The organism is Actinocrispum wychmicini (genome assembly GCF_004345645.1).
GTDB classification, from domain to species: domain Bacteria; phylum Actinomycetota; class Actinomycetes; order Mycobacteriales; family Pseudonocardiaceae; genus Kibdelosporangium; species Kibdelosporangium wychmicini.
The window spans coordinates 299,595-323,271 of record NZ_SLWS01000010.1; the positions used below are offsets into that span (position 1 = coordinate 299,595).

Annotated in this window: 3 protein-coding genes and 2 pseudogenes; 4 read left to right on the plus strand and 1 reads right to left on the minus strand. The window is 70.7% G+C overall.

Translation table 11 applies throughout. The features are described 5' to 3' along the window. Nucleotides 1–59: 59 nt before the first annotated feature. The 4 genes and pseudogenes from EV192_RS38880 to EV192_RS38895 form a co-directional block, all read left to right on the plus strand. Nucleotides 60–5,660: pseudogene (locus tag EV192_RS38880) on the plus strand (SDR family NAD(P)-dependent oxidoreductase); the annotation flags it as partial. Between the two features lie 230 nt (nt 5,661–5,890). Then, nucleotides 5,891–8,443: pseudogene (locus EV192_RS38885) on the plus strand (type I polyketide synthase); the annotation flags it as partial. 125 nt (nt 8,444–8,568) lie between these two features. Then, nucleotides 8,569–21,456, plus strand: a complete 12,888-nt coding sequence (locus EV192_RS38890) for a type I polyketide synthase (protein WP_132123638.1) — start codon at nt 8,569–8,571, stop codon at nt 21,454–21,456. After that, nucleotides 21,453–23,030, plus strand: coding sequence for an AMP-binding protein (locus EV192_RS38895; protein WP_243727349.1), 1,578 nt, complete (start codon nt 21,453–21,455; stop codon nt 23,028–23,030). The genes EV192_RS38890 and EV192_RS38895 overlap by 4 nt, the downstream gene beginning before the upstream one ends. Here EV192_RS38895 and EV192_RS38900 read toward each other — a convergent pair. Continuing rightward, nucleotides 23,025–23,624, minus strand: coding sequence for a TetR/AcrR family transcriptional regulator (locus EV192_RS38900; protein WP_132123639.1), 600 nt, complete (start codon nt 23,622–23,624; stop codon nt 23,025–23,027). The two genes, EV192_RS38895 and EV192_RS38900, sit on opposite strands and share 6 nt — an antisense overlap. Nucleotides 23,625–23,677 lie beyond the last annotated feature (53 nt).

Below are 23,677 nucleotides of genomic sequence, written 5' to 3' on the forward strand. Positions count from 1 at the left end.
GCGGAACCGGACGGTTCGCCGGGTCGACCGCGTTCCTGTTCAGCGGCGACGGTGGTTCCGGTGTGGGGTACGAACTTTACGACGCCTACCCGGTGTTCGCCGCCGCTGTCGACGCGGTCCAGGAGCAGTTCGATGACCTGACACCGGAATCGGTGGTGTTCGCGCTTGAGGTCGCGCTGTACCGGTTGTTGGAGTCGTGGGATGTGCGACCGGACTTTATCGCTGGGTGCGGGGTGGGGGAGATCGCGGCCGCGCATGTCGCTGGGGTGCTTGCGATCGAGGACGCGTGCGCGTTGGTGGCCGATGCGGAGGCCGAGGTCGAGTTCCGTCCCGCGGTTGTTCCCATAGTGTCCACCGTGACCGGTGCCGCGGCTGATCAGATCGTCTCGGCGCGGCAGCCGGCGAGGTTCACCGACGCCGTCGAGTACATGGCCGCCCAGGGAGTTACCCGGTTCCTGGCGGTGGGGCCGGATTCCCTGCTGGCTGAGATGGCCAAGGACGTTGTCGAGTACGCCGTGGTGGTGTCGGCCATGCGAAGGGACCGGCCTGAGGTGGCGACGCTGCTCGGCGCGGTCAGCCAGCTGTACGTGACCGGGGTGGACGTCGACTGGAAGGCGTACTTCGCCGAGTCCGGCGCGCGGCTGGTCGAGCTGCCGACGTACCCGTACGGGACCACGGCGTCGGATGACCACGCTGGGCTGTCGGTCGACTCTCTAACAGTGTTAGAGACACCGAACCGGTTGGCCGGGGCAACCGGAATGACGCTCGCGGCGACTTCGGTATACGACCATCCCACGGTCCGGGACGTCGCCGCTCACATCGAAGGCGCTGGAGAACCGATGCCGGTGGACCTGAACGGGGATCACGACCCGATCGTGGTCGTGGCGATGAGCTGCCGCTATCCGGGCGGTGTCATGACACCTGAAGAGTTGTGGCGGATGGTCGCCGACGGTGTGGACGTGATGTCCGCGCTGCCGACCGACCGCGGCTGGGTGGACGGCCCGTACCCGGACGCCGGCGGGTTCCTCTACGACGCGGCCGACTTCGACGCGGGCTTCTTCGGGATCTCGCCGCGGGAGGCCGTCGAGATGGACCCGCAGCAACGGCTGCTGCTGGAGACGTCCTGGGAGGCGTTCGAACGCGCCGGCATCGACCCGGCGACGCTCAAGGGCAGCCCGACCGGCGTGTTCGCGGGCGTGATGTACCACGACTACGGCGGCGGCACGGCTGGCAGCGTGGTGTCCGGACGTATCTCGTACACGTTCGGTTTCGAAGGGCCGGCGGTCACGGTTGACACCGCGTGCTCGTCGTCACTCGTCGCGCTGCACCTGGCGGCACAGGCGCTGCGCGGCGGCGAGTGCACGTTCGCGCTGGTCGGCGGGGTCACGGTGATGGCGACCCCGGACAACTTCCTGTACTTCGGCCAGCAGGGCGGGCTCGCGCCGGACGGCCGGTGCAAGCCGTTCGCCGCGGCCGCCAACGGGACCGGATGGTCGGAAGGCGTCGGTGTGCTGCTTGTCGAGCGCCTGTCGGACGCGCGCAGCAACGGCCACCCTGTGCTGGCGGTCGTCCGGGGGTCGGCGATCAACCAGGACGGCGCGTCCAACGGCATGACCGCGCCGAACGGGCCGGCCCAGCAGCGAGTCATCCGGCAGGCACTGGCCAACGCCGGACTGTCCACAGCGGACGTCGACGTGGTCGAGGCGCACGGCACCGGGACCCCCCTCGGCGACCCGGTGGAGGCGTTGGCCCTGCAGGCGACCTACGGCCAGGGCGGCGAGCCGGTGTGGCTCGGCTCGGTCAAGTCCAACATGGGGCACACCCAGGCCGCGGCCGGGGTCGCCGGGGTGATCAAGATGATCATGGCGATGCGGCACGGCGTGATGCCGCGGACCCTGCACGTGGACCGGCCGAGCCCGGACGTCGACTGGTCCGTGGGGAGCGTCCGGCTGCTCACCGAGCAACGTGAGTGGTCCGGCCCGATCCGCCGCGCGGCGATCTCGTCGTTCGGCCTGAGCGGGACGAACGCGCACGTCATCATCGAGCACGTCGCCGAGGTGCCCACGAAGTCCCGGTCGGTGCCGATCGTCCCGTGGGTGATCTCGGCGAGGACCCCGGCCGCCCTCGCCGACCAGGCCGCTCGACTCAAGTCCTATGTGGAGCAAAGGACCGATCTGGCCCCGGCCGATATCGGGTTCGCCCTGGCCACGACCCGCAAGGCGTTCGAGTACCGGGCGACCGTGGTCGGCGACCGCGGCAAGCTCATCCGAGGGCTGGGGCTCCTTGCCCGCGGCGAGTCCGGACAGTCCTTGGTGCGCGGCAAGAAGTCCACCGGCAAGACGGCGCTCCTGTTCACGGGTCAAGGTGCCCAGCGGTTAGGGATGGGGCGGGAACTGCACGAGACGTACCCGGTGTTCGCCGAGGCGTTCGACGCGGTCGTGGCCGAGCTCGACAAGCGACTGGACCTGCCGCTGCGCGGGGTCTTCTGGGGCGCGGACGAGGACCTGGCGCGCCAGACCGAGTTCGTCCAAACCGGACTGTTCGCGGTCGAGGTGGCGTTGTACCGGTTGCTGGAGTCGTGGGGGATCAAGCCGGACTTCCTGGCGGGACACTCGTTCGGCGACATCGCCGCCGCGCACGTCGCCGGGGTGTTGTCGCTTGTGGACGCGTGCCGGCTGGTGGCTTCGCGTGGCCGTCTGATGCAGGCTTTGCCGGCAGGCGGCGCGATGGTCGCGATCCAGGCGACCGAGGAGGAAGTCGCGCAACTGGTGACCGACAAGGTGAGCGTCGCCGCGGTGAACGGGCCGAACTCCGTTGTGGTGTCCGGTGTCGAGGACGTGGTCGTGGAGATCGCCGCCCGGTTCGCCGCGCAGGGCCGGCGGACCGAACGGCTGCGGGTGTCGCACGCGTTCCACTCGTCGCTGATGGAGCCGATGCTGGCGGACTTCCAGGTCGTCGCCGAGAGCGTGACCTACCACGAGCCCTCGATTCCTTTGGTGTCCACAGGGGACGCTGACTACTGGGTTGGGCACGTGCGGCGGCCGGTGCGGTTCATGGACGACGTACGGTGGCTCGCGGCCCAAGGCGTGACCCGGTTCGTGGAGGTCGGGCCGGACGCGGTGCTGACCTGGCAGGCCGAGCGGTGCCTGGAGACCGAGGCTGTCCTGGTGCCGTTGCAACGGGAGAACCGGCCCGAGGCGATGGCACTGGTCACCGCCGTCGGGCAGCTGTACGCGTCGGGTATGGACGTGGACTGGGCCGCGTTCTTCGCCGGCGCGCAGCGAGTGGACCTGCCGACATACGCGTTCCAACGGCAGCGTTACTGGATGGACGCACCCGCCGCCCCCGCACCGCTGCACCCGTTCGTGACGGCCATGGTGCCGGCGCTTGATTCGGACGCGGTCACGTTCACCGGAGTGCTCGACGGCCAGTCGTGGCTCGCCGACCACGTGATCCAGGGCGAGGCGATGCTGCCCGGGACGGCATTCGTCGACCTGGCGATCTGGGCGGGCGACCAGGTCGGGTCGTCGATGATCGACGAGCTGACCCTGCACGCGCCCCTGGTCGTCAACAGTCAGGCGGTGCAGATCGTGGTCGGCGCGCTCGAGGACGACCGCCGGACCGTGCAGATCTACGCCCGCTCCGACGACAGGTGGACGCTGCACGCGAGCGGACTGCTGGCCGCCGGCACGGACGCACTGTTCGACCTGACCGAATGGCCGCCGCCGGGTGCGCAGCCCCTCCTTGTCTCCTACCCGGACCTGCGCGAGCACGGATACGCCTACGGGCCGGCATTTCAGGCCGTGCGGGCCGCATGGGCACGCGCAGGGGAACTGTTCGCCGAGGTCGTGCTACCGGACGGCGTCGATGTGCGTGGGTTCGGCATCCATCCCGTGTTGCTGGACGCCGCCCTGCACGTCGCCCTCGGTCCGGACACCCGGGTGCCGTTCGAGTGGCGTGGCGTGTCCCTGCACGCCGGCGGCATGACGGCGGTTCGGGTCCGGATCGCGGGCAACCGGATCGAGATCGCCGACGAGTCCGGCCTGCCGGTGCTGTCCGTGCGATCGCTCGCGGCCCGGCCGATGCGGACTGTCGGCACGTATCGGGTCGAGTGGACGCCGGTCGCCACGACCGACGCGGAACTGACCGACACCGCGGTGTACGAGGTCTGGTCACCGGACGGGCCGGTCCCGATGGCCGTCCGGACGCTTTACGACGAGGTCGACGCGGCCCTCACGGACTGGGTTCTGGAGCCCGACTCCGGTCGGCTGGTCGTCGTCACCCGGAACGCGGTGTCCACTGAGGACGGTGAGGGGGTGGACGTGCGGCAGGCGCCGGTGTGGGGACTCGTCCGGGCCGTCGAGGCCGCGAACCCGGGCCGGTTCATGCTCGTCGACACCGACCGGACCACGGCGTCCGAGGAGGCGTTGGCCGGCGCGGTCGCGGCGGACCAACCGGAGGTGGCGATCCGTGCCGGCGAGGTCCGGGTGCCGCGACTGGTTGAGACGGCGGGTGCCGCGCGGGAGTGGGCCGGGACGGTCCTGATCACCGGCGGCACGGGCGGCATCGGCGCGGCGCTGGCCCGGCACTTGGTCGCCGCGCACGGTGTGCGGTCGCTGGTGTTGGCCAGCCGGCGTGGGATCGACAGTCCCGGCGCGGCCGCCCTCCGGACAGAACTCGGCAGGCTTGGCGCCACGGTCCGGATCGTGGCGTGTGACGTGTCCACTAAGGACCAACTGGCCGAGCTGCTCGCGGATCACCCGGTGTCGTCGGTCATCCACGCCGCCGGTGTCGCCGAGGGTGACGCCATGGCGCCGAAGGTCGAAGGCGCCTGGCATCTGCACGAGCTGACCAGGGATCTCGACCTGACCGCGTTCGTGCTCGTGTCGTCGGCGAGCGGGATGTTCCCGGTCCCCGGACAGGAGGAGTACGCGGCGGCGAACGTGTTCATGGACGCCCTGGCCGCGCAGCGCCGCGCGCAGGGCCTGCCCGCGACCTCGTTGGCGTACGGCCTGTGGGACATCGACACGCCGATAAGCCGGGCGCTGCAAGGCATGCCCACGCTGTCGGTCGCCGAAGGTCTGCGGGCCTTCGACATCGCGAGCGAGGCGCTTGTCGTCGCGATGGCAGGGCCCGTTCCGACGCGGAAGAAGATCACCAGGACCGGCCCGAGGCTGCGCGAGCGGGTGGCCGGACTGGCCACGGACCAACGGGAACGGATCATCCTGGATGTCGTACGCGGTCACGTCGCCCAGGTGCTCGGATACGCCTCAGGCGCGTCCATCGACCCGGACCAGGCGTTCCACCAGCTCGGGTTCGACTCGGCCGCGTGCGTCGAACTCCGCGACCAGCTGAACCACGCGACCGGCCTGAGACTGCCCGTGACCCTCACCGTCGACCATCCGAACACCCAGGCCGTGACCGACCTGATCGCGGCCGAACTCGCTGGCCAGGACCACGCCCTGCTGACCGAACTGGACCGGCTGGAAACAGTTCTGGAATCCGCGACCATGGACAAGGCGGAGTATGCCGAAGTGGTCCGGCGGCTCCGCGTGATCGCCGCCAGATATGTCGAACCGGCGGACGCCCTGGTCACCGAAAAGGACATCGAATCGGCCACCGCGAGCGAGATCCTGAAGATCCTCGACCAGGAGCTGTGAATGAGAAACTCCTGCTAGGGGTATGAGAAATTCACGAGGTCGGGCTCGCATCAAGGGTGACTAAGGGTTGGCGCTGTCTGGGGCCTTCAGTAACTTGGGAACTGGTACTCGGGGTGCCTGGTTCTCCCGGTTTTATCACACATTCTCCGGAGCCGGCATTTTCTCGATAGGCGAGGGGAAGTGGTCGCGTGAGCGGCGAGGACGTGCTTCTCAAATACCTCAAGCGAGCCACTGTCGACCTGTTGGACACCCGGAAGCGACTGGCCGAGGCGGAACGCCGCGACGAGCCGGTCGTGATCGTCGCGATGAGCTGCCGCTATCCCGGCGCGAGCTCACCCGAGGCACTGTGGGACCTGCTCGTCGCCGGTGGCGACGCGGTGTCCGACTTCCCGACCGACCGCGGCTGGAACGTGACCGGTCGCGGCGGTTTCCTGTACGACGCCGGCGACTTCGACCCCGCGTTCTTCGGCATCCCGCCCCGCGAAGCCAGGACGATGGACCCGCAGCAACGGCTGTTGCTGGAGCTGGCCTGGGAAACCGTCGAACGGGCTGGAATCAATCCATTGGCGCTCAAGGGAACCGAGACCGGCGTTTACGCGGGCGTGACGCACCACGACTACGCGGTCGGCCACGAGCCCGGCAGCATGGTCACCGGTCGAGTCGCGCACACCCTGGGCCTGCAAGGCCCGGCCATCTCGGTGGACACCGCGTGTTCGTCCTCTTTGGTCGCACTGCACCTGGCCGCGCGGGCGGTACGCGCGGGCGAGTGCACGCTCGCGTTGGCCGGCGGCGTGGCCGTGATGGCGACCCCAGAGATGTACACGTACATGGACAAACAAGGCGGTTTGGCGGCGGACGGCCGGTGCAAGGCGTTCTCGGCCGACGCGGACGGCATGGGGTGTTCCGAGGGCGCCGGGATGGTGCTGGTGGAGCGGCTGTCGGACGCGCGCCGCAACGGCCACCCGATCCTCGCGGTCGTCAGCGGCTCCGCGGTGAACTCCGACGGCGCGTCCACCGGGCTGGCCCAGGAACGGGTGATCCGCAGGGCACTTCTCGACGCCAAACTGTCCACTGAGGACGTGGACGCGGTTGAGGCACACGGCGGCGGGACCCGGCTGGGCGACTCGGTCGAAGCCGATGCGGTGCTCGCGACCTACGGCCAGGACCGGGACCACCCGCTGTGGCTCGGGTCGGTCAAGTCCAACCTCGGCCACACCCAGGCCGCCGGCGGGATCGCGGGGGTGATCAAGATGGTCCAGGCGATGGGCCGCGAGGAGCTGCCGAGGACGCTGCACGCCGACTCGCCGAACCCGCGCGTCGACTGGACGAAGGGGAACGTCCGGCTGCTGACCGAGAACCAGCCGTGGCCCCGCGACGGCCGCCCCCGCCGAGCCGGGGTGTCCGCGTTCGGGATCAGCGGCACGAACGCCCACGTCATCCTGGCGGAGGCGCCGGCCGGGCATCCGCAACCCTGCCGTAGCCGGCTGTCCGTGGTGCCATGGGTGATCTCCGCGCGGACACCGCGGGCATTGGCCGCGCAAGCCGAGCAGTTGCTGCCGTTGGTGGATCTGCCCGCAGTCGATGTGGGGTTCTCGTTGGCCACTTCGCGGGCGGTGTTCGAACATCGCGCGGCCGTCGTCGGCGGCTTCGAGCAGGGCTTGACGGCGTTGGCGGGTGGCCGGCCCGCGTCGAACGTCGTCCTCGGGTCGGGGCGGCCGGGGCCGACCGCGTTCCTGTTCACCGGCGAAGGCCCGCAGCGACTGGGTATGGGACGTGAACTGTACGGCCTGTTCCCGGTGTTCGAGGCGGCGTTCGACAGTGTCGTCGCCGAGTTGGACACCCACCTGGGGTGCTCGCTGCGGGACGTCATCTGGGGCGAGGACGAGGACCTGCTGCACCAGACCCGGTTCACCCAGGCCGGCGTGTTCGCCGTCGAAGTGGCCCTGTACCGGTTGGTGGAGTCGTGGGGCCTCCGCCCGGACTACGTGACTGGGCACTCGTTGGGCGAGCTCACGGCCGCGCACGTGGCCGGCGTGCTGTCACTGCCGGACGCGGCGAAGCTGGTGGCCGCGCGCGGCACATTGATGCAGGCGCTGCCCGCCGCCGGAACGATGGTCGCGGTGCGTGCGTCCGAAGAGGACGTTCTGCCGCATGTGACCGACGAGGTGAACATCGCGGCCGTGAACAGCGCGGACTCCGTTGTGCTGTCGGGTGTACCGGACGCGGTCGACGAAGTGGCCGCGAAGTTCGAGCAGACACACCGGCTGCGGATCTCGCACGCTTCGAATTCGGCGTTGGTCGAGCCCATGCTCGACGAGTACCGGCGGGTCGCGCAGACCGTGCGGTACGCGCGGACCCAGATCCCCATGGTGTCCACAGTGACCGGTGCCCGGTCGGAGAGCATGACCATCCCCGAGTACTGGGTGTGGAACGTCCGGCAGACGGTCAGGTTCGCGGACGCGCTGCGCCGGCTGGTCGAGGCCGGTGTCACGACGTTCGTCGAGGTCGGCCCCGACCAGGCGGTGTGCGCGAACGGGCCTGCCGAGGGAACGTTCATTCCGCTTCAGCGTGACTCGGATGAGGAGCGCGCGATCATGACCGCGCTCGCCACCGCGCATGTGGCGGGTGTCCGGGTCGACTGGGCGAAGGTCTTCGCCGGCGCCAGGCAGGTGGACCTGCCCACGTATCCGTTCCAGCGCAAGCGTTACTGGATCGGTGCCGGGCCCAGTGAGGCGACCGACGAGGAGCTGTTCGCGGCCCTGGACGAGCTGGGGATCCGTTGAGATGGCCACCGCGGACAAGCTCAGGCGCGCTGTCGAAGACATGGTCCACGACCACCCCACTCCCTTGCGGCTCGCGCGGTTCCTCCGCGGGCGGACACGGCCCTAAGGACTCCGGAGACGAACACATGGCGAACGACGAGAAACTGCGCGAGTACCTCAAGCGGGTCACCGGGGACCTGCACCGGACCCGGCTGCGGCTGGCGGAGGCGACCGGCCGGCACGCCGAGCCGATGGCGGTCGTCGGCATGACGTGCAGATACCCCGGTGGGGTAACCTCGCCCGAGGATCTCTGGCAGCTCGTCGCCGACGGCCGGGACGCGGTCGGCGGTTTTCCCACCGACCGTGGGTGGGACATGACCGGGCGCGGCGCGTTCCTGGCCGACGTCGCGGGTTTCGACGCCGGCTTCTTCGGGATCAGCCCGCGCGAGGCGCTCGGCATGGACCCGCAGCAGCGGCTGATGCTGGAGATCTGCTGGGAGGCGTTCGAACGGGCCGGGATCGACCCGAGGTCGGTCCGTGGTCGGCAAGTGGGTGTCTTCGTCGGCTCCGGCCGGCAGGACTACGAGTACCTTGTGGACACCAGCGGCACCGACAACTCGGCCGCCGCGATCTCCGGCCGGGTCGCGTCCGCGCTCGGCCTGGAAGGCCCGGCGTTCACTGTGGACACCGCATGCTCGTCGTCGCTGGTGGCGATCCACCTGGCCACACAGGCACTTCGCTCGGGGGAGTGCTCGCTGGCGTTGGCGGGCGGCGTGATGGTGATGTCCACGCCGACCTCCTTCAGCCGCGGTCTGGCCGCGGACGGCCGCTGCAAGTCGTTCTCCGAGTCCGCTGACGGCGCCGGTTGGTCCGAGGGTGCCGGCGTGCTGTTGCTGGAACGGCTGTCCGACGCGGAACGAAACGACCACCCGGTACTGGCCGTCATCAGGGGATCCGCGGTGAACCAGGACGGGTTGACCGCGCCGAGCGGCCCGGCCCAGCAGCGGGTCATCCAGCAGGCACTGGCCAACGCCCGGCTGTCTCCGTCCGATGTGGACGTCGTGGAGGGGCACGGCACCGGGGCCACGCTCGGCGACCAGGTCGAGGCGAATGCCCTCGTTTCGGCGTACGGCCAGAACCGGGACCGGCCGTTGCTGCTGGGGTCGATCAAGTCGAACATCGGGCACGCGCAGGCCGCGGCCGGCGTAGGCGGCGTGATCAAGATGGTGATGGCCATGCGGCACGGCCTGGTCCCGCCGACGCTGCACGTCACCGAGCCGTCCACGCACGTGGACTGGGCCGCCGGGGCCGTCGAGCTGGTCACCCGGGCGACGCGGTGGCCGGACAGCACGCATCCACGCCGCGCGGGCGTGTCGTCGTTCGGCGTGACCGGCACGAACGCCCACGTGATCCTTGAGCAGGCCCCGCCGGTGGAGATGTCGGACGAGCTCGAGCCGGAACACTGGCCGGCCGGGTTCCCGATCCCGTGGATCGTGTCCGCGCGGAGCCGGCCGGGTCTGCTGGCCCAGGCCGAGAACCTGCTCGCGCACATCGACGACCAGGCCGACATCGATCTGGCGTTCACCCTCGCCACCTGTCGGGCCTCGCTGGACCACCGCGCGATCGTCCTCGCCGAGAACAGGACCAAAGCCGTCGAGGGACTTCGGGCGGTCGCCGCCGGTGCCGGCGAGACGCGCACGGACGGGTTGCTGGCGTTCCTGTTCACCGGCCAGGGCGCCCAACGGCTGGGCATGGGCCGCGAACTGTACGCGACCTTCCCCGTGTTCGCCGAGGCCATGGACGCGGTCCTGGCGCACCTGGACGTGCCGGACGTGATGTTCGGGTCCGACGCGGACCTGCTCGACCAGACCGGGAACGCCCAGCCGGCGCTGTTCGCCATCGAGGTCGCCCTGTACCGGCTCGTCGAGTCGTGGGGCATCCGCCCGGACTACCTCGCCGGGCACTCCGTCGGTGAGATCGCCGCCGCGCACGTGGCCGGTGTGCTGTCCCTTGAGGACGCTTGCGCGCTGGTCTCCGCGCGCGGCCAGCTGATGCAGGACCTGCCGCCGGGTGGGGCGATGGTCGTGGTGCAGGCCAACGAGCACGAAGTCGAGCCGCTGCTCACCGCCCGGGTGTCGATCGCCGCGGTGAACGGACCCGACTCGGTCGTCATCGCCGGTGACGAGGCCGAGGTCCTCGCCATCGCCGGCCGGTTCGAGCACACCAAACGGTTGCGGGTATCGCACGCGTTCCATTCCGTGCTGATGGAACCCATGCTGGCGGAGTTCCGGGCGATCGCGGAGCAATTGACATATCACATTTCGGCCGTCCCGATCGTCTCCACAGTTATGGGAGACATCGCTGACGACATCGACACCCCGGAGTACTGGGTCCGGCACGCCCGCCAGGCCGTCCGGTTCGCTGACGGCATCCGCTGCCTTTCGGCACAGGGTGTCACGAAGTTCCTTGAGCTGGGCCCGGACGGCGTGCTGACCGGCATGGCCGGCCAGACCGTGCCGGACGCGCTGCTCGTGCCGATCATGCGACGCACCAGACCCGAGGTCGGCACCCTGCTGAACGCCGTCGCCCAGCTGTACGTGTCCGGTGTGGACATCGACTGGCCGGCGTTCTTCGCCGGCTCCGGCGGCAGCCGGGTGGACCTGCCGACGTACCCGTTCCAGCGCGCCCGGTACTGGGCTGGGAGCGCTCCCAGCCCGGTCCGGACCACCGTGGTCCCCTTGGCGACCGGCGGTGTCGTGCTGAACGCCGAGGTGACGGTGCGGTCCTGGCTGGCTGATCACGTGGTCGACGGCTCGGTCGTCTTCCCAGGGACCGGATTCGTCGAGCTCGCACTGCAGGCGGGCCGCGCCGCCGGCCATCCCGCGGTGGACGAGCTGACCCTGGAGAGCCCGCTGGTCATGCCGGCGGACGGCCCGGTCCAGATCCAGGTCAGCGTCGACGACCGCGCGCTGGTGATCCACTCCCGGACCGAGGACGGACCGTGGATCCCGCACGCCCACGGCACAGTGGGCGCGGGCTCGTCGGCGTTGACCGAGCTGGTCGACTGGCCGCCCACGGGGACCGAGGTGGATGTCGACGCCTGCTACGCGGGCCTCGGCTACGGGCCGGCCTTCAAGGCACTCCGGAAGGTGTGGCGGGACGGCGATGTCGTGTATGCCGAAGCCATGCTGCCCGCGCCGCGCGACGACTTCGGCATGCACCCGGCCCTGCTGGACGCATGCCTGCACGCCGCCATGGTCACGGGCGAATCCGGGCGGATCATGGTGCCGTTCGCGTGGTCCGGCGTCCGGCTGTACGCCCCGGGCGCGACCAGTGTCCGCATCCGGCTGACCCCTGACGGTGCAGGCGGGGTGGCGCTGTTCGTGGCGGACGAGGCCGGGCAACCGGTGATGGACGTGGACCGGGTCGTGCTGCGGGCCGGCGAGCCGGTCGCGCGCACCAGCCGGGACGACCTGTTCGAAGTGCGGTGGACGGCTCTTCCAACGGTCACCGCCAGGCCGTCCGCGGTGTCCACTTTGGAATGGGACGACCTGTACGGACCAATGGACCTTGGGCCGGTTCCGGACATCGTGTTCCTGCGCCCGGACGACACGGACGTGCACGCGGCCACCCGCCGGATGCTGTCGACCATGCAGTGCTGGCTCAAGGACGCCCGGTTCGCGCCGTCCCGGCTGCTCGTGCTCACCAGCGGCGCGGTGGCGTTGCCCGGCGAGGACGTCACAGACCTGGCCGGCGCGGCGATCTGGGGGATGGTCCGCGCGGCCCAACTGGAGGCGCCGGACCGGTTCCTGATCGCGGACATCGACGACACCGCGGACATCTCGGCGATCGTCGCCACCGACGAACCCCAGTCCGTGGTCCGCGCCGGCACTCTCTACGGCGCCCGGCTCGCCCCGGCCGTCGCCGCGCCGCGTGATGTCACGTTCGACGGAACGGTCCTGATCACGGGGGGAACGGGCGCGCTCGGCACTCTGGTCGCCCGGCATCTGGTCACCCACCACGGCGTGCGGAAGCTCGTGCTGGCCAGCCGGTCCGGTGGGACGGAGTTGCCGGACCTGGACGCCGAGATCGTGGTGGCGGCCTGCGATGTGGCCGACCGGGCCGCGCTGGCGGACCTGCTGGCGGAACACCCGGTGACCGCGGTCGTGCACCTGGCCGGTGTGCTCGACGACGGCACGATCGGGTCGACGACACCGGACCGGCTGGCCGCGGTCCTGCGGCCCAAGGTCGACGCCGCGTGGAACTTGCACGAGCTGACCGCGGCATTGTCGATGGACCTGTCCGCGTTCGTGATGTTCTCGTCCGCCAGCGGTGTCATCGGCTCGCCCGGCCAGGTGGCCTACGCGGCGGCCAACGGTTTCCTGGACGGCTTGGCCACCCATCGCCGCGCGCGGGGCCTCGCCGCACAGTCACTGGCGTGGGGGTTGTGGGAGCTTGGCCTGGCCGAGCACGCGGACCTGTCGCGGATCGCCCGCACCGGAATCGGCAGGCTCACCTCGGAGCAGGGCCTCGCGTTGTTCGACGCGTCGGTCGCGATGGACGCGCCGGTGCTGGTGCCCATGCGGTGGGACCGCAGGCCGGTGGGGGACGCGGACGAAACCCCGTTGTTGTTTCGTGGGCTGGATCGCAGCCGGTGGCGCGCGAGTGTCGGCCGCGCGCCCGATGCCGTTGCGCACAGCCTGGCCGTCCGCCCCGAACCGGACCGCGAAGCGGCTCTTCTGGACCTTGTCCGAACCCAGGTGGCACTGACCCTCGGGCACGAGCCGTCGACGATCGACCCCACGAAGACGTTCCAGGAACTGGGATTCGACTGGGTGACCGCGGTCGAGTTCCGCAACGCGCTGGCTGAGGAGATCGGCGTCCGGCTGCCGGCGACCCTGGCCTTCGACCACCCCACCCCGGCCCGGCTCGCCGCCCACCTCGCCCACGGTCCGGTCAGCCGGCCGGTGGCGACCACCCCGGTGATGGCCGACGAGATCGCGATCGTCGCCATGAGCTGCCGTTATCCGGGTGGGGTCGGGTCGCCCGAGGACCTGTGGCGGCTGGTCGCCGAGGAACGCGATGTGATCTCCGCGTTCCCCGCCGATCGCGGCTGGGACGCGGTCGGCTTCGGCGGCTTCCTGCCCGAGGCCGGCGAGTTCGACCCGGCGTTCTTCGGGATCGGCCCGAGCGAGGCCGCGGCCATGGACCCGCAGCAGTTCCTGTTGTTGGAGACCGCGTGGGAGGCGTTCGAGCGCGCCGGCATCGACCCGGTGTCGTTGCGCGGCAGCCTGACCGGGTTCTTCGCCGGGATGATGCACCACGACTATCCGGGCAACAGCAGCACGGGCGCGTTGGCGTCCGGCCGGGTGTCGTACGTGTTCGGCCTGGAGGGGCCGTCGTTGACGATCGACACGGCGTGCTCGTCGTCGCTCGTGGCGTTGCACCTGGCCGTGCAGGCGCTGCGGTCGGGGGAGTGTTCGCTGGCGTTGGCCGGTGGGGTCGCGGTGATGGCGACCCCGGAGACGTTCACGTTCGACGGGCTCTCGCCGGACGGCCGCTGCCGATCGTTCTCGTCCACATCGGACGGGACGGGCTGGGCCGAGGGCGCGGGCATGCTCCTGGTCGAGCGGCTGACCGACGCACGCCGAAACGGCCATCCGGTGCTCGCGATCGTGAAGGGCTCGGCGGTCAACTCCGACGGCACGTCCAACGGTTTCGCCGCGCCGAACGGCCCGGCGCAGCAGCGCGTCATCGCCCAGGCGCTGGCCAACGCCCGTCTGTCCACATCGGACATCGACGTGATCGAGGCGCACGGGACGGGCACGCCGCTCGGCGACCCGATCGAGGTCCAGGCGCTGCTCTCGACCTACGGCCAGGACCGGTCGGCACCGGTGTGGCTGGGGTCGGTGAAGTCGAACATGGGCCACACCCAGGCGGCCGCCGGGGTGGCCGGCGTGATCAAGATGATCATGGCGATGCGGCACGGCGTGATGCCGAGGACCCTGCACGTGACCGCCCCGACCCCGCGGGTGGACTGGGGCCAGGGCCAGGTCGAACTGCTCACCGCGGCCCGCCCGTGGCCCGGCCCGGTGCGCCGGGCGGCGGTGTCGTCGTTCGGCCTGAGCGGGACGAACGCGCACGTGATCATCCAGCACGTGCCCACCCCGCCGCGGCCCAAGGTCGACCTGCCGGTGGTGCCGTGGGTGGTGTCGGCCAAGACCCCGGCGGCGCTGTCCGCCCAGATCGACCGCATTCTGTCCGATGTGGACGGGCGGAGCCCGGCGGACGTCGGGTACACGCTCGCCGGCCGGGCCGCGTTCGAGTACCGGGCCGCGATGGTCGGCGACGAGACCCACTACGGCCGGGTCCGTTCCGGCGGCACGGTGTTCGTGTTCGCCAGCCGCGGCGGGCATACAGGGATGGGCGGCGAGTTGCGGGCCGCGTACCCGGTGTTCGCCCGCGCGTTCGACACGGTCATGGCCGAGATGACCAACCAAGGCGGCACCGAGCAGCTCCTCGCGCTTGAGGTCGCGCTGTACCGGTTGATGCGGTCGTGGGGCGTCACGCCGGACTACCTGGTGGGACACGGAGTCGGTGAGATCGCCCTGGCCCACGTCAGCGGGGTGCTCACGCTCGCGGACGCCGTGACCATGGTGGTGCGGGGCAACTTGACCGACGACGCCGACGACACCGCCGTTGTCACCGAGTGCCGGGGGCTCGCGGGGATGGCCCGGTTCGTGGAGATCGGGCCGGACATGATGGTGCCGGACGCGATCCCCACCCTGCGTGTCGGCCACCCTGAGGCGTTGACCGTGGTGACCGCGTTGGCGCAGCTGTACCTGACCGGCGCGGAGGTGGACTGGGCCACGTTCTTCGCCGGGGCGCAGCGGGTCGACCTGCCGACGTACGCGTTCCAGCGGCAGCGGTTCTGGTTGTCGCCGAACACGGTCACACTGTCCGAACAGGACTGGCTGGATCACTCGGTCGACGGTCAGGTCCTGTTTCCTGGCAGGGGTTTCGTCGAGCTGGTCGTGCGAGCGGGCCACACGGTGATCGACGAGCTCGTCCTGCACGCACCACTCGTGCTCACCGAGGATGTCCAGGTCACCTTGGCCGGCGCTGGTCCAATCAAGATCCACTCCCGGGGCACCCTGCACGCCGAAGCCACGGTATCCGATACCGCGTCGGCACCGGCGATGGATCTCACCGAGTGGCCGCCGGCCACTGCCATCGACCTCCGCGAGCCGTACGAGACCTTGCGCGCCAACGGTCTCGACTATGGACCGACCTTCCAGGGGCTCCGCAAGGCCTGGCGCCGGGGCGACGAGCTGTTCGCCGAGATCACGCTGTCGGAAGACGGATTCGCTCGGCGGCTCGACGCCGCGATGCACGTCGCCATGCTGGAAAGCGACGCCGCGCTGCCGTTCGTCTGGACGAACATCGCGGTGTACGGGCCGATGACCGAGACGATCCGGGTCCGGGTCACCCGGCCGGCCATGGGCGTTATCGCCCTGGACATCGCGGACGACGCCGGCCGGCCCGTCATGTCGGTGGGATCCGTGGCCGGCAGGCCCGCGCACGACTTGCGTCTCACCGAGGAGACGGCCTTGACCAGCGCGGACGCGAACCTGATGGACATGGTCCTGGCCCATGTCGCCGCCATCCTCGGCCACGCCGACGGCGGCGACATCGACCCCGACCGGCCGTTCGAGGACCTCGGCTTCGACTCGCTCGCCGCCGTCGAACTGCGTAACCAGCTGAGCGAGGCCACCGGCCGGAAGCTGCCCGCGACCCTCGCCGTCGACCACCCCACGCCTCGGGCGGTGGCGGACTACCTGACCGACGCGGATGCCCCAGCCGAAGAGCACGCCGAGCCCGTGGCCGACGACCCGATCGCCATCATCGGCATGAGCTGCCGGTATCCCGGACGTGTCGCGTCCCCGGACGAACTGTGGGAACTCGTCGCCAACGGCGTCGACGCCATCTCGGCCTTCCCGACCGACCGGGGCTGGGACGGCACCGGCCAGGGCGGGTTCCTGTACGACGCGGCCGAGTTCGACGCGGGCATGTTCGGCATCAGCCCGGACGACGCGATGACCATGGACCCGCAGCAGCGGATCCTGCTGGAGACCGCGTGGGAGGCCATGGAGAGCGCCTGCATCGACCCGACCGCGCTGAAAGGCAGCCCGACCGGCGTGTTCGCCGGGCTGATGTACCACGACTACGGCCTCGGCGTGCGGGCCGCGATGACCTCGGCGGGCAGTCTCGCGTCCGGCCGGGTGTCCTATGTGTTCGGTCTGGAAGGACCGTCGGTGACTGTGGACACCGCGTGCTCGTCATCCCTGGTCGCCATGCATCTGGCCGCGCAGGCGCTACGGTCGGGTGAGTGCACGCTCGCGTTGGCGGGCGGGGTCGCGGTGATGGGCACACCGGGCGTGTTCACCGAGTTCGCCCGGCAGCGCGGGCTCGCCGCGGACGGCCGTAGCAAGTCGTTCTCCGCCGACGCGGACGGCACGAGCTGGGCCGAGGGCGCTGGTGTCCTGCTGCTGGAACGCCTCTCGGACGCGCGCCGCAACAACCACCCCGTGCTGGCGATCCTGCGCGGCACGGCGATCAACCAGGACGGCGCGTCCAACGGCATGACCGCGCCGAACGGCCCGGCCCAGCAACGCGTGATCCGCCAGGCCCTGGCCAACGCCGGACTGTCCGCGCAGGACATCGACGTGGTCGAGGCGCACGGCACCGGCACCATACTCGGCGACCCGGTCGAGGCGCAGGCCATTCTCGCGACCTACGGCCAGGACCGGACGACCCCGGTGTGGCTGGGGTCGGTCAAGTCGAACCTCGGCCACACCCAGGCCGCGGCCGGGGTCGCCGGGGTGATCAAGATGATCCAGGCCATCCGGCACGGCATCCTGCCCAAGACCCTGCACGTCACCGACCCGTCCCACGAGGTCGACTGGACCAGTGGCGACGTCCGGCTGCTGACCGAGCCGCACGAGTGGATCGAGAACGGGCATCCCCGCCGGGCGGCTGTGTCGTCGTTCGGCATCAGCGGCACCAACGCGCACGTGATCATCGAGCAGGCGCCGGCCGGGCCGCCCGCGCCGAAACCCGTGATGAACTCGGCGATCCCGCTTGTCCTGTCGGCGAAGACGCCGGCCGCGCTGCCCGCCCAGGCGGCCAAGCTGCTCACCCACATCGACGACGACCCCGAACTGGACCCGGTCAACGTCGCCTGCTCGCTGGCCACCGGGCGGGCCATGCTGCCGCACCGCGCGGCTGTCGTCGGCGCCAACCGCGCCAAGCTCAAGCAGGCGCTGGCCGCCCTCGCCGAAGGCCGGGACCTGCAAGGCGTGGTGCGGCGGACCACCGACGACGGCCTGACCGCCTTCCTGTTCACCGGCCAGGGTGCCCAACGCCTGGGCATGGGCCGGGAGTTGCACGGCGCGTATCCCGTGTTCGCCGAGGCGTTCGACGCGGTCGTCGCGGAGCTGGACAAAGTGCTGGACATGCCGCTGTGCGGGGTGATCTGGGGCGAAGAGGAGGACCTGGCGAACCAGACCGTCTTCATCCAGGCCGGGCTGTTCGCCGTCGAAGTCGCGCTGTACCGGCTGCTGGAGTCGTGGGGTGTCCGGCCGGACTACCTCGCCGGCCACTCCATCGGCGAGCTCACCGCGGCGTACGTCGCCGGCGTGCTTTCGCTTGAGGACGCGGCCGTGCTTGTCGCCGCGCGCGGGTGGTTGATGCAGGAGTTGCCGCCCGGTGGGGCGATGGCCGCGCTGCAGGCGACCGAGGACGAGGTCGCGCCGATGATGACCGACAAGGTCTGCGTCGCCGCGGTCAACAGCCCGGACTGGCTGGTGGTCTCCGGCATGGAGGACATCGTCGTGGAGATCGCCGCCCGGTTCGCCGCCCAAGGCCGTCGCACGGAACGGCTGCGCGTGTCGCACAGTTTGCACTCCCCGTACGTCGAACCGATGCTCTCGGACCTCCGGACCATCGCCAGCGGGCTGCGGTACCACCTGCCGGCGATCCCGGTCGTGTCCAGCGTGACCGGGGAGTTCGCCGACTCGCTCGACCTGCCGGACTACTGGGTCCGGCACGCCCGCCAGCCGGTCCGGTTCGCCGACACCGTGGACTTCCTGCGCCGCAAGGGGGTCACGCGATTCGTCGAGCTGGGGCCGGACGGCATGCTGTCCGCGATGGACAGTTCGTTCATCCCGATGATGCGCCGCCACCGGCCGGAGACCAACAGCGTGGTCACCGCGTTGGCCCAGCTGCACGTGTCCGGGGTGGACGTCGACTGGCCGGCGTTCTTCGCCGGCACCGGCGCCCGGTGGGTGGACCTGCCGACGTACGCGTTCCAGCGCGAACGCTACTGGCTGGAGCCGGCGGCCGGCTCGCCGACCGCGATCCACCCGTTTTTGACCGCGGCCGTGCCCGCGCCCGACGAGGACAGCGTGACGTTCACCGGCCGACTGTCCGCCCAGGACCACCCGTGGCTGGCCGATCACGAGGTCAACGGGACCACCCTGGTGCCCGGGTCGGTGTTCGTCGAGCTGGCGTTGGCCGCGGGCACCCAGGTCGGGTATCCGGTGGTGGACGAGCTGACTCTGCCGACGCCGTTGCCGCTCAACGGTTCTGTGGCGATCCAGGTGGTCGTCGGCACCCCGAGCGGCGGCACGCGTCCGGTCCGGGTGTACGCGCGGAACGGCTCCGACTGGGTGCTGCACGCCGAGGGCATGTGCGCGAAGGGCTCGTCGGTGCCGGCTCGTCTGGACGAGTGGCCGCCGGCCGACGCCATCCCGGCGGACGTCGACGAGCTGTACTCCTCGTTGGCGGACAAGGGATTCGACTACGGTCCCGCGTTACTGGGCGTGCGGGCGGCATGGCGTCGAGGAGGCGAGATCTTCGCCGAGGTCAGCGTCGAGGGGAGCGGCTTCGGGATCCACCCGGCGCTGCTGGACGCCTGCACGCACCCGCTGGTCATGGCGGGTGGAACGGCCGCGCTGCTGCCGTTCTCGTGGCGCGGTGTGGCGATCCACGCCCCGGTCTCTAACACTGTTAGAGTGCGACTGGCGCTCGACGGCGACACGGTGGCCATCACGCTCGCGGACACCGCCGGAACCCCGGTCGCCTCAGTGGACTCGATGGTTCGCCGTTCCCCGGACCACCTCCGGCACGTCGTGTGGCAGCCGCTGGGCCTGGGCGACCCGGCCGACCTGCCGGACGTGCTCATGCTGGACTCCCCGGCCGGTGCGGTGCCCGGCGCCGTCCGGTGGGTGCTCGACCAGGTGCTCGCGGCCATCCAGTGGATCCTCACCGACGAGGGCGGGCGGCGGCTCGTGGTGGTCACGAAGAACGCGGTGGCGACCGTGCCGGGCGACCGGGTGGATGTCCGGCAGGCGCCGGTGTGGGGTGTGGTCCGGGCCGCGCAGGCCGAGAACCCCGGCCGGTTCGTGCTGGTGGACATCGACGACGCCGAGCCGTCGCACCGCAACCTCGCCGCCGCGGTCGCCACCGGCGAACCCGAGATCGCCCTGCGCGTCGGCCGGGCCCAGGTGCCCAGGCTGGTCCGGTTGTCCGGAAAGGACGGTCGCCACTGGAAAAGTGACCGCCCAGTCCTGATCACCGGCGGCACCGGCGGCCTGGGCGCGTTGATCGCCCGGCACCTGATGACCGAGCACGGTGTCCGGGACGTGATCCTGGCCAGCCGCGCCGGAATGACCGCGCCCGGCGCCGCGGCCCTGCGTGACCTCGGGATGACCGTGGCGGCGTGTGACGTGTCCGACCGGGAGGCGCTGGCCGCGCTGATCGAGCGGCACCAGCCCGGGGGAGTGGTGCACGCGGCCGATGTCGCGGACAACTGCCTGGTGGAAGCGATCTCGTCGGAACGGATGCACGAGGTGCTGAAGCCCAAGGCGGACGTCGCCTGGTACCTGCACGAACTGCTGGGTGACGTGCCGCTGTTCGTGATGATCTCGTCGGCCGGGGCACATGTGCTCGCGGCCGGGCAGGGGAGCGACGCGGCGGCCAACCGTTTCCTGGACGGCTTGGCCGCGCACCGGCGTTCCCTCGGACTGTCCGCGGTGTCGATGGCGTTCTCGAAAGACGAAGGCCTGGCGATGTTCGACGCGGCCCTGCACGCCGGCGTGGCCGCGGTCGATGTCGGCGACCAGGACAGCTTCCACGACCTGTTCGTCCGCACCATCACGGACGGCGACGTCCACAAAGGACTTTCGCTGCTCCGGGCGGCGGCCGACCTGAGGCCGGCGTTCCACTCCCCGGAGGACCTGTCCGAACTGCCGAAACCGGTCACTTTCAGCACCCCGGGCAGCGGCGGCAAACAGCCGCGGCTGATCTGCCTGAGCACACCCACCGTCGCCGGCGGCGTCAACCAGCACGCCCGCCTGGCCGCCCAGCTGCACATGCCGGTCACGGCGTTGCCGATGCCCGGCTTCGGCGACGGCGAAAGCCTGCCCGACTCGTTCGACGCGGTCGTCGCCGTGCTCGCCGAGAGCGTGCGCCGCGCGGCCAACGGCGACCCGTTCGTGCTGCTCGGTTTCTCCTCGGGCGGCCTGCTCGCGCACGCCACCGCGGCCCACATGGAACGGATGGGCGTCCCGCCGACGGCCGTGATCCTGCTGGACACCTACCGGGTGACCGAGGACGGCGGCTCGGAGGTCGTCAAGCGGATGGCGCTGGCCGTGCCCACCAAAGCCGCCGAGTTGGGCGCGTTCACGAGCACCGAGCTGTCCGCCATGGGCCGTTACGTGGAGCTGCTGCCCGACTTCACGCTCGACCGGCTCGCCGCGCCGGTGCTGTTCGTGCAGGCGGGTGAGCTGTTCGACACCGGTCGGCCGGTCGCCGGGGAGTGGCAGGCCACGTGGGAGTCCGCACACACCGTGCTGACCGTGCCTGGCACCCACTTCACCATCGCGGAACAGCACGCGGGGACCACCGCGCGGGCCATCGAGGGGTGGCTGGCGAACGTGATCCTCGACGAGTTCTTGGGAGGGAACCAGTGACGTTCACGATCACACGGCACAAGGTGGCCGAGCGGCTGGATGAGTTCATCCTCGCCGCCGCCAAGGTCACCCCGCAACGCCCGGCGGTCATGGAACACGGCCTGGACGGCAGCCTCAACACGTTGTCGTACCGGCAGTTGGAGCGCCTCACCCACGACTTCGCGTTCGCCCTGGACGAGCTGGGCCTGCACGTCGGCGACCGGGTGGTGGTCGAGTCGAACACGTCGGCGTCGGCGGTCGCGATGATCCTGGCCTGCTCGTCGCTGGGCATCACGTTCATCCCGGTCAGCCCGGAGATGCCGCTGCACCGGCTGATGTCGGTGATCCGGTCGGCCGACGCGGCCATGCACGTCCAGGCCATCGACGGCAAACGCGACGACCTGCCGCCGGACGTGCCGACCGGGCGGTTCGGCCGGCACGGCCTGATGGTGAGCCGGGCCCCCAAGCCCAGCACCCGGTACCGCCGCGAGATCGTGGCCACCGACCCGGCGTACATGATCTTCACCTCGGGCACCACCGGCCGGCCCAAAGGCGTGGCCATGAGCCACCGGGCCGTGCTGGCGTTCTACCGGGGCATGCTGGCGCACAGCGTCATCACGTGCGACGACCGGGTGGCCACGACATCGCCGCTGCAGTGCGACTTCGCGCTGCTCGACATCGGCCTCGCCCTCGGCACCGGCGCCACCCTGCTCGCGGTGCCCCGGGAGGCGGTCCGCTGGCCGCGCCGGTTCCTCGGCTTCCTGCGCGAGTCCGGCGCCACCCAGGTCAACGGCGTCCCGTCGATCTGGCGCCCGGTGCTGCGGCACGAGGCCGACGCGCTCGCCGAACTCGACCAGATCCGCGGCATCCTGTTCTCTGGCGAGAACTTCCCGCTGACCGAACTCCGCCAGCTGCAGCAGACCCTGCCGACCGCCCGGATCGTGAACTGCTTCGGCCCGACCGAGGCGATGGCGTTCTCCCTGACCGACGTGCCGAACCCGTTGCCGCCCAGCATGAAGCGGCTGTCCATCGGCTTCGCCTACCCGGGCGCGGAGATGATGCTGATCGACGAGGAGGGCACCCCGATCGACCGCGCCGGGGTGGTCGGCGAGATCTACCTGCGCGGCCCGTCGCTGTTCAACGGCTACTGGGACGACCCGGAGGCGACCGCGAAGGCCCTCGTCCCGGATCCGCTGTGCCCCCGGTCCGGCCAGCTGGTGCTGAAGTCCGGAGACCTGGCGTACAAAGGGGAGCACGGCGAGCTGTACTTCTGCGGCCGGACCGACTCCCAGGTGAAGATCCGCGGCAACCGGGTGGAACTCGGCGAGGTCGAACGGCGGCTCACCGAGTTCCCGGACATCGCGGCGGCGGTCGCCTTCGTCCGGCAGCGCCCCGGCGAGGACACCGAACTGGCCGCGTTCGTGGTGCTGCGCCCGGACGTCCCGGACGTCGACCACGCCACGCTGAGCACGTTCTGCATGCAGACCATGCCGGACTACATGGTGCCCAGGGAGATCAAAGTCCTGCCGGAACTCCCGGTGACGACCAACGGCAAGACCGACCGCGCCGCCCTGGCCGCCACCCCCGACCTATGAACCGGCTGGTTGGGGTGCGGTCCTGGGGAGGCCGGCGATCGCGCGGATGGCGTCGGCGAGGTCCTTGCCGTCGGGGGCCTTGTCCGGGTCGACCAGCCACTGGGCGATCACCCCGGTGAGCATCGCCAGGGCGAACGAGCCGGCCGACCGGACCGAGTGCTCGTCGGCGGTCGGGTCGATCAGTTGCAGCAGGGTCGCCAGGCCACGGCGGGCGGTCTCCTGGGCGGCCGAGAAGTACGGCCGCATCTCGGGGGAGTGCTGCAGGTGGCTGAAGATCTCGAACTGCGCCACCCAGAGCTCCCGGTGCTCCTCGAACATGCAGATCACCCGGGTCCAGACCGCCTCGAAGCGGTCGAGCGGGGTGTCGTCCGGGTTGGCGGACGCGGCCAGCGTCTGGCCGAGCTCGTTGCCCCACTCCTCGGTGGCCTGCACGAGGGCCGCGTTCATCAACGCGTCCTTCGTGCCGAAGTGGTACCCGATCGACCCGAGGTTCGTGTTGGACGCCGCCACGATGTCCCGTGCCGTCGTCCGGGCGAACCCCTTCTCGAGCAGGCAGCGCTTCGCGCCCTCGAGGAGCTGCTCCCGATGTCCCATCCGCTGTCCTGTTCGACGATTGAGTTAACAGCGTATCGGGGCGGGCGACCCCC

Excerpts from the sequence above, each read along its gene's own strand:
- EV192_RS38890 (WP_132123638.1), top strand. The coding sequence starts at position 8,569 with ATGGCGAACGACGAGAAACTGCGCGAGTACCTCAAGCGGGTCACCGGG.
- EV192_RS38900 (WP_132123639.1), bottom strand. The coding sequence starts at position 23,624 with ATGGGACATCGGGAGCAGCTCCTCGAGGGCGCGAAGCGCTGCCTGCTC.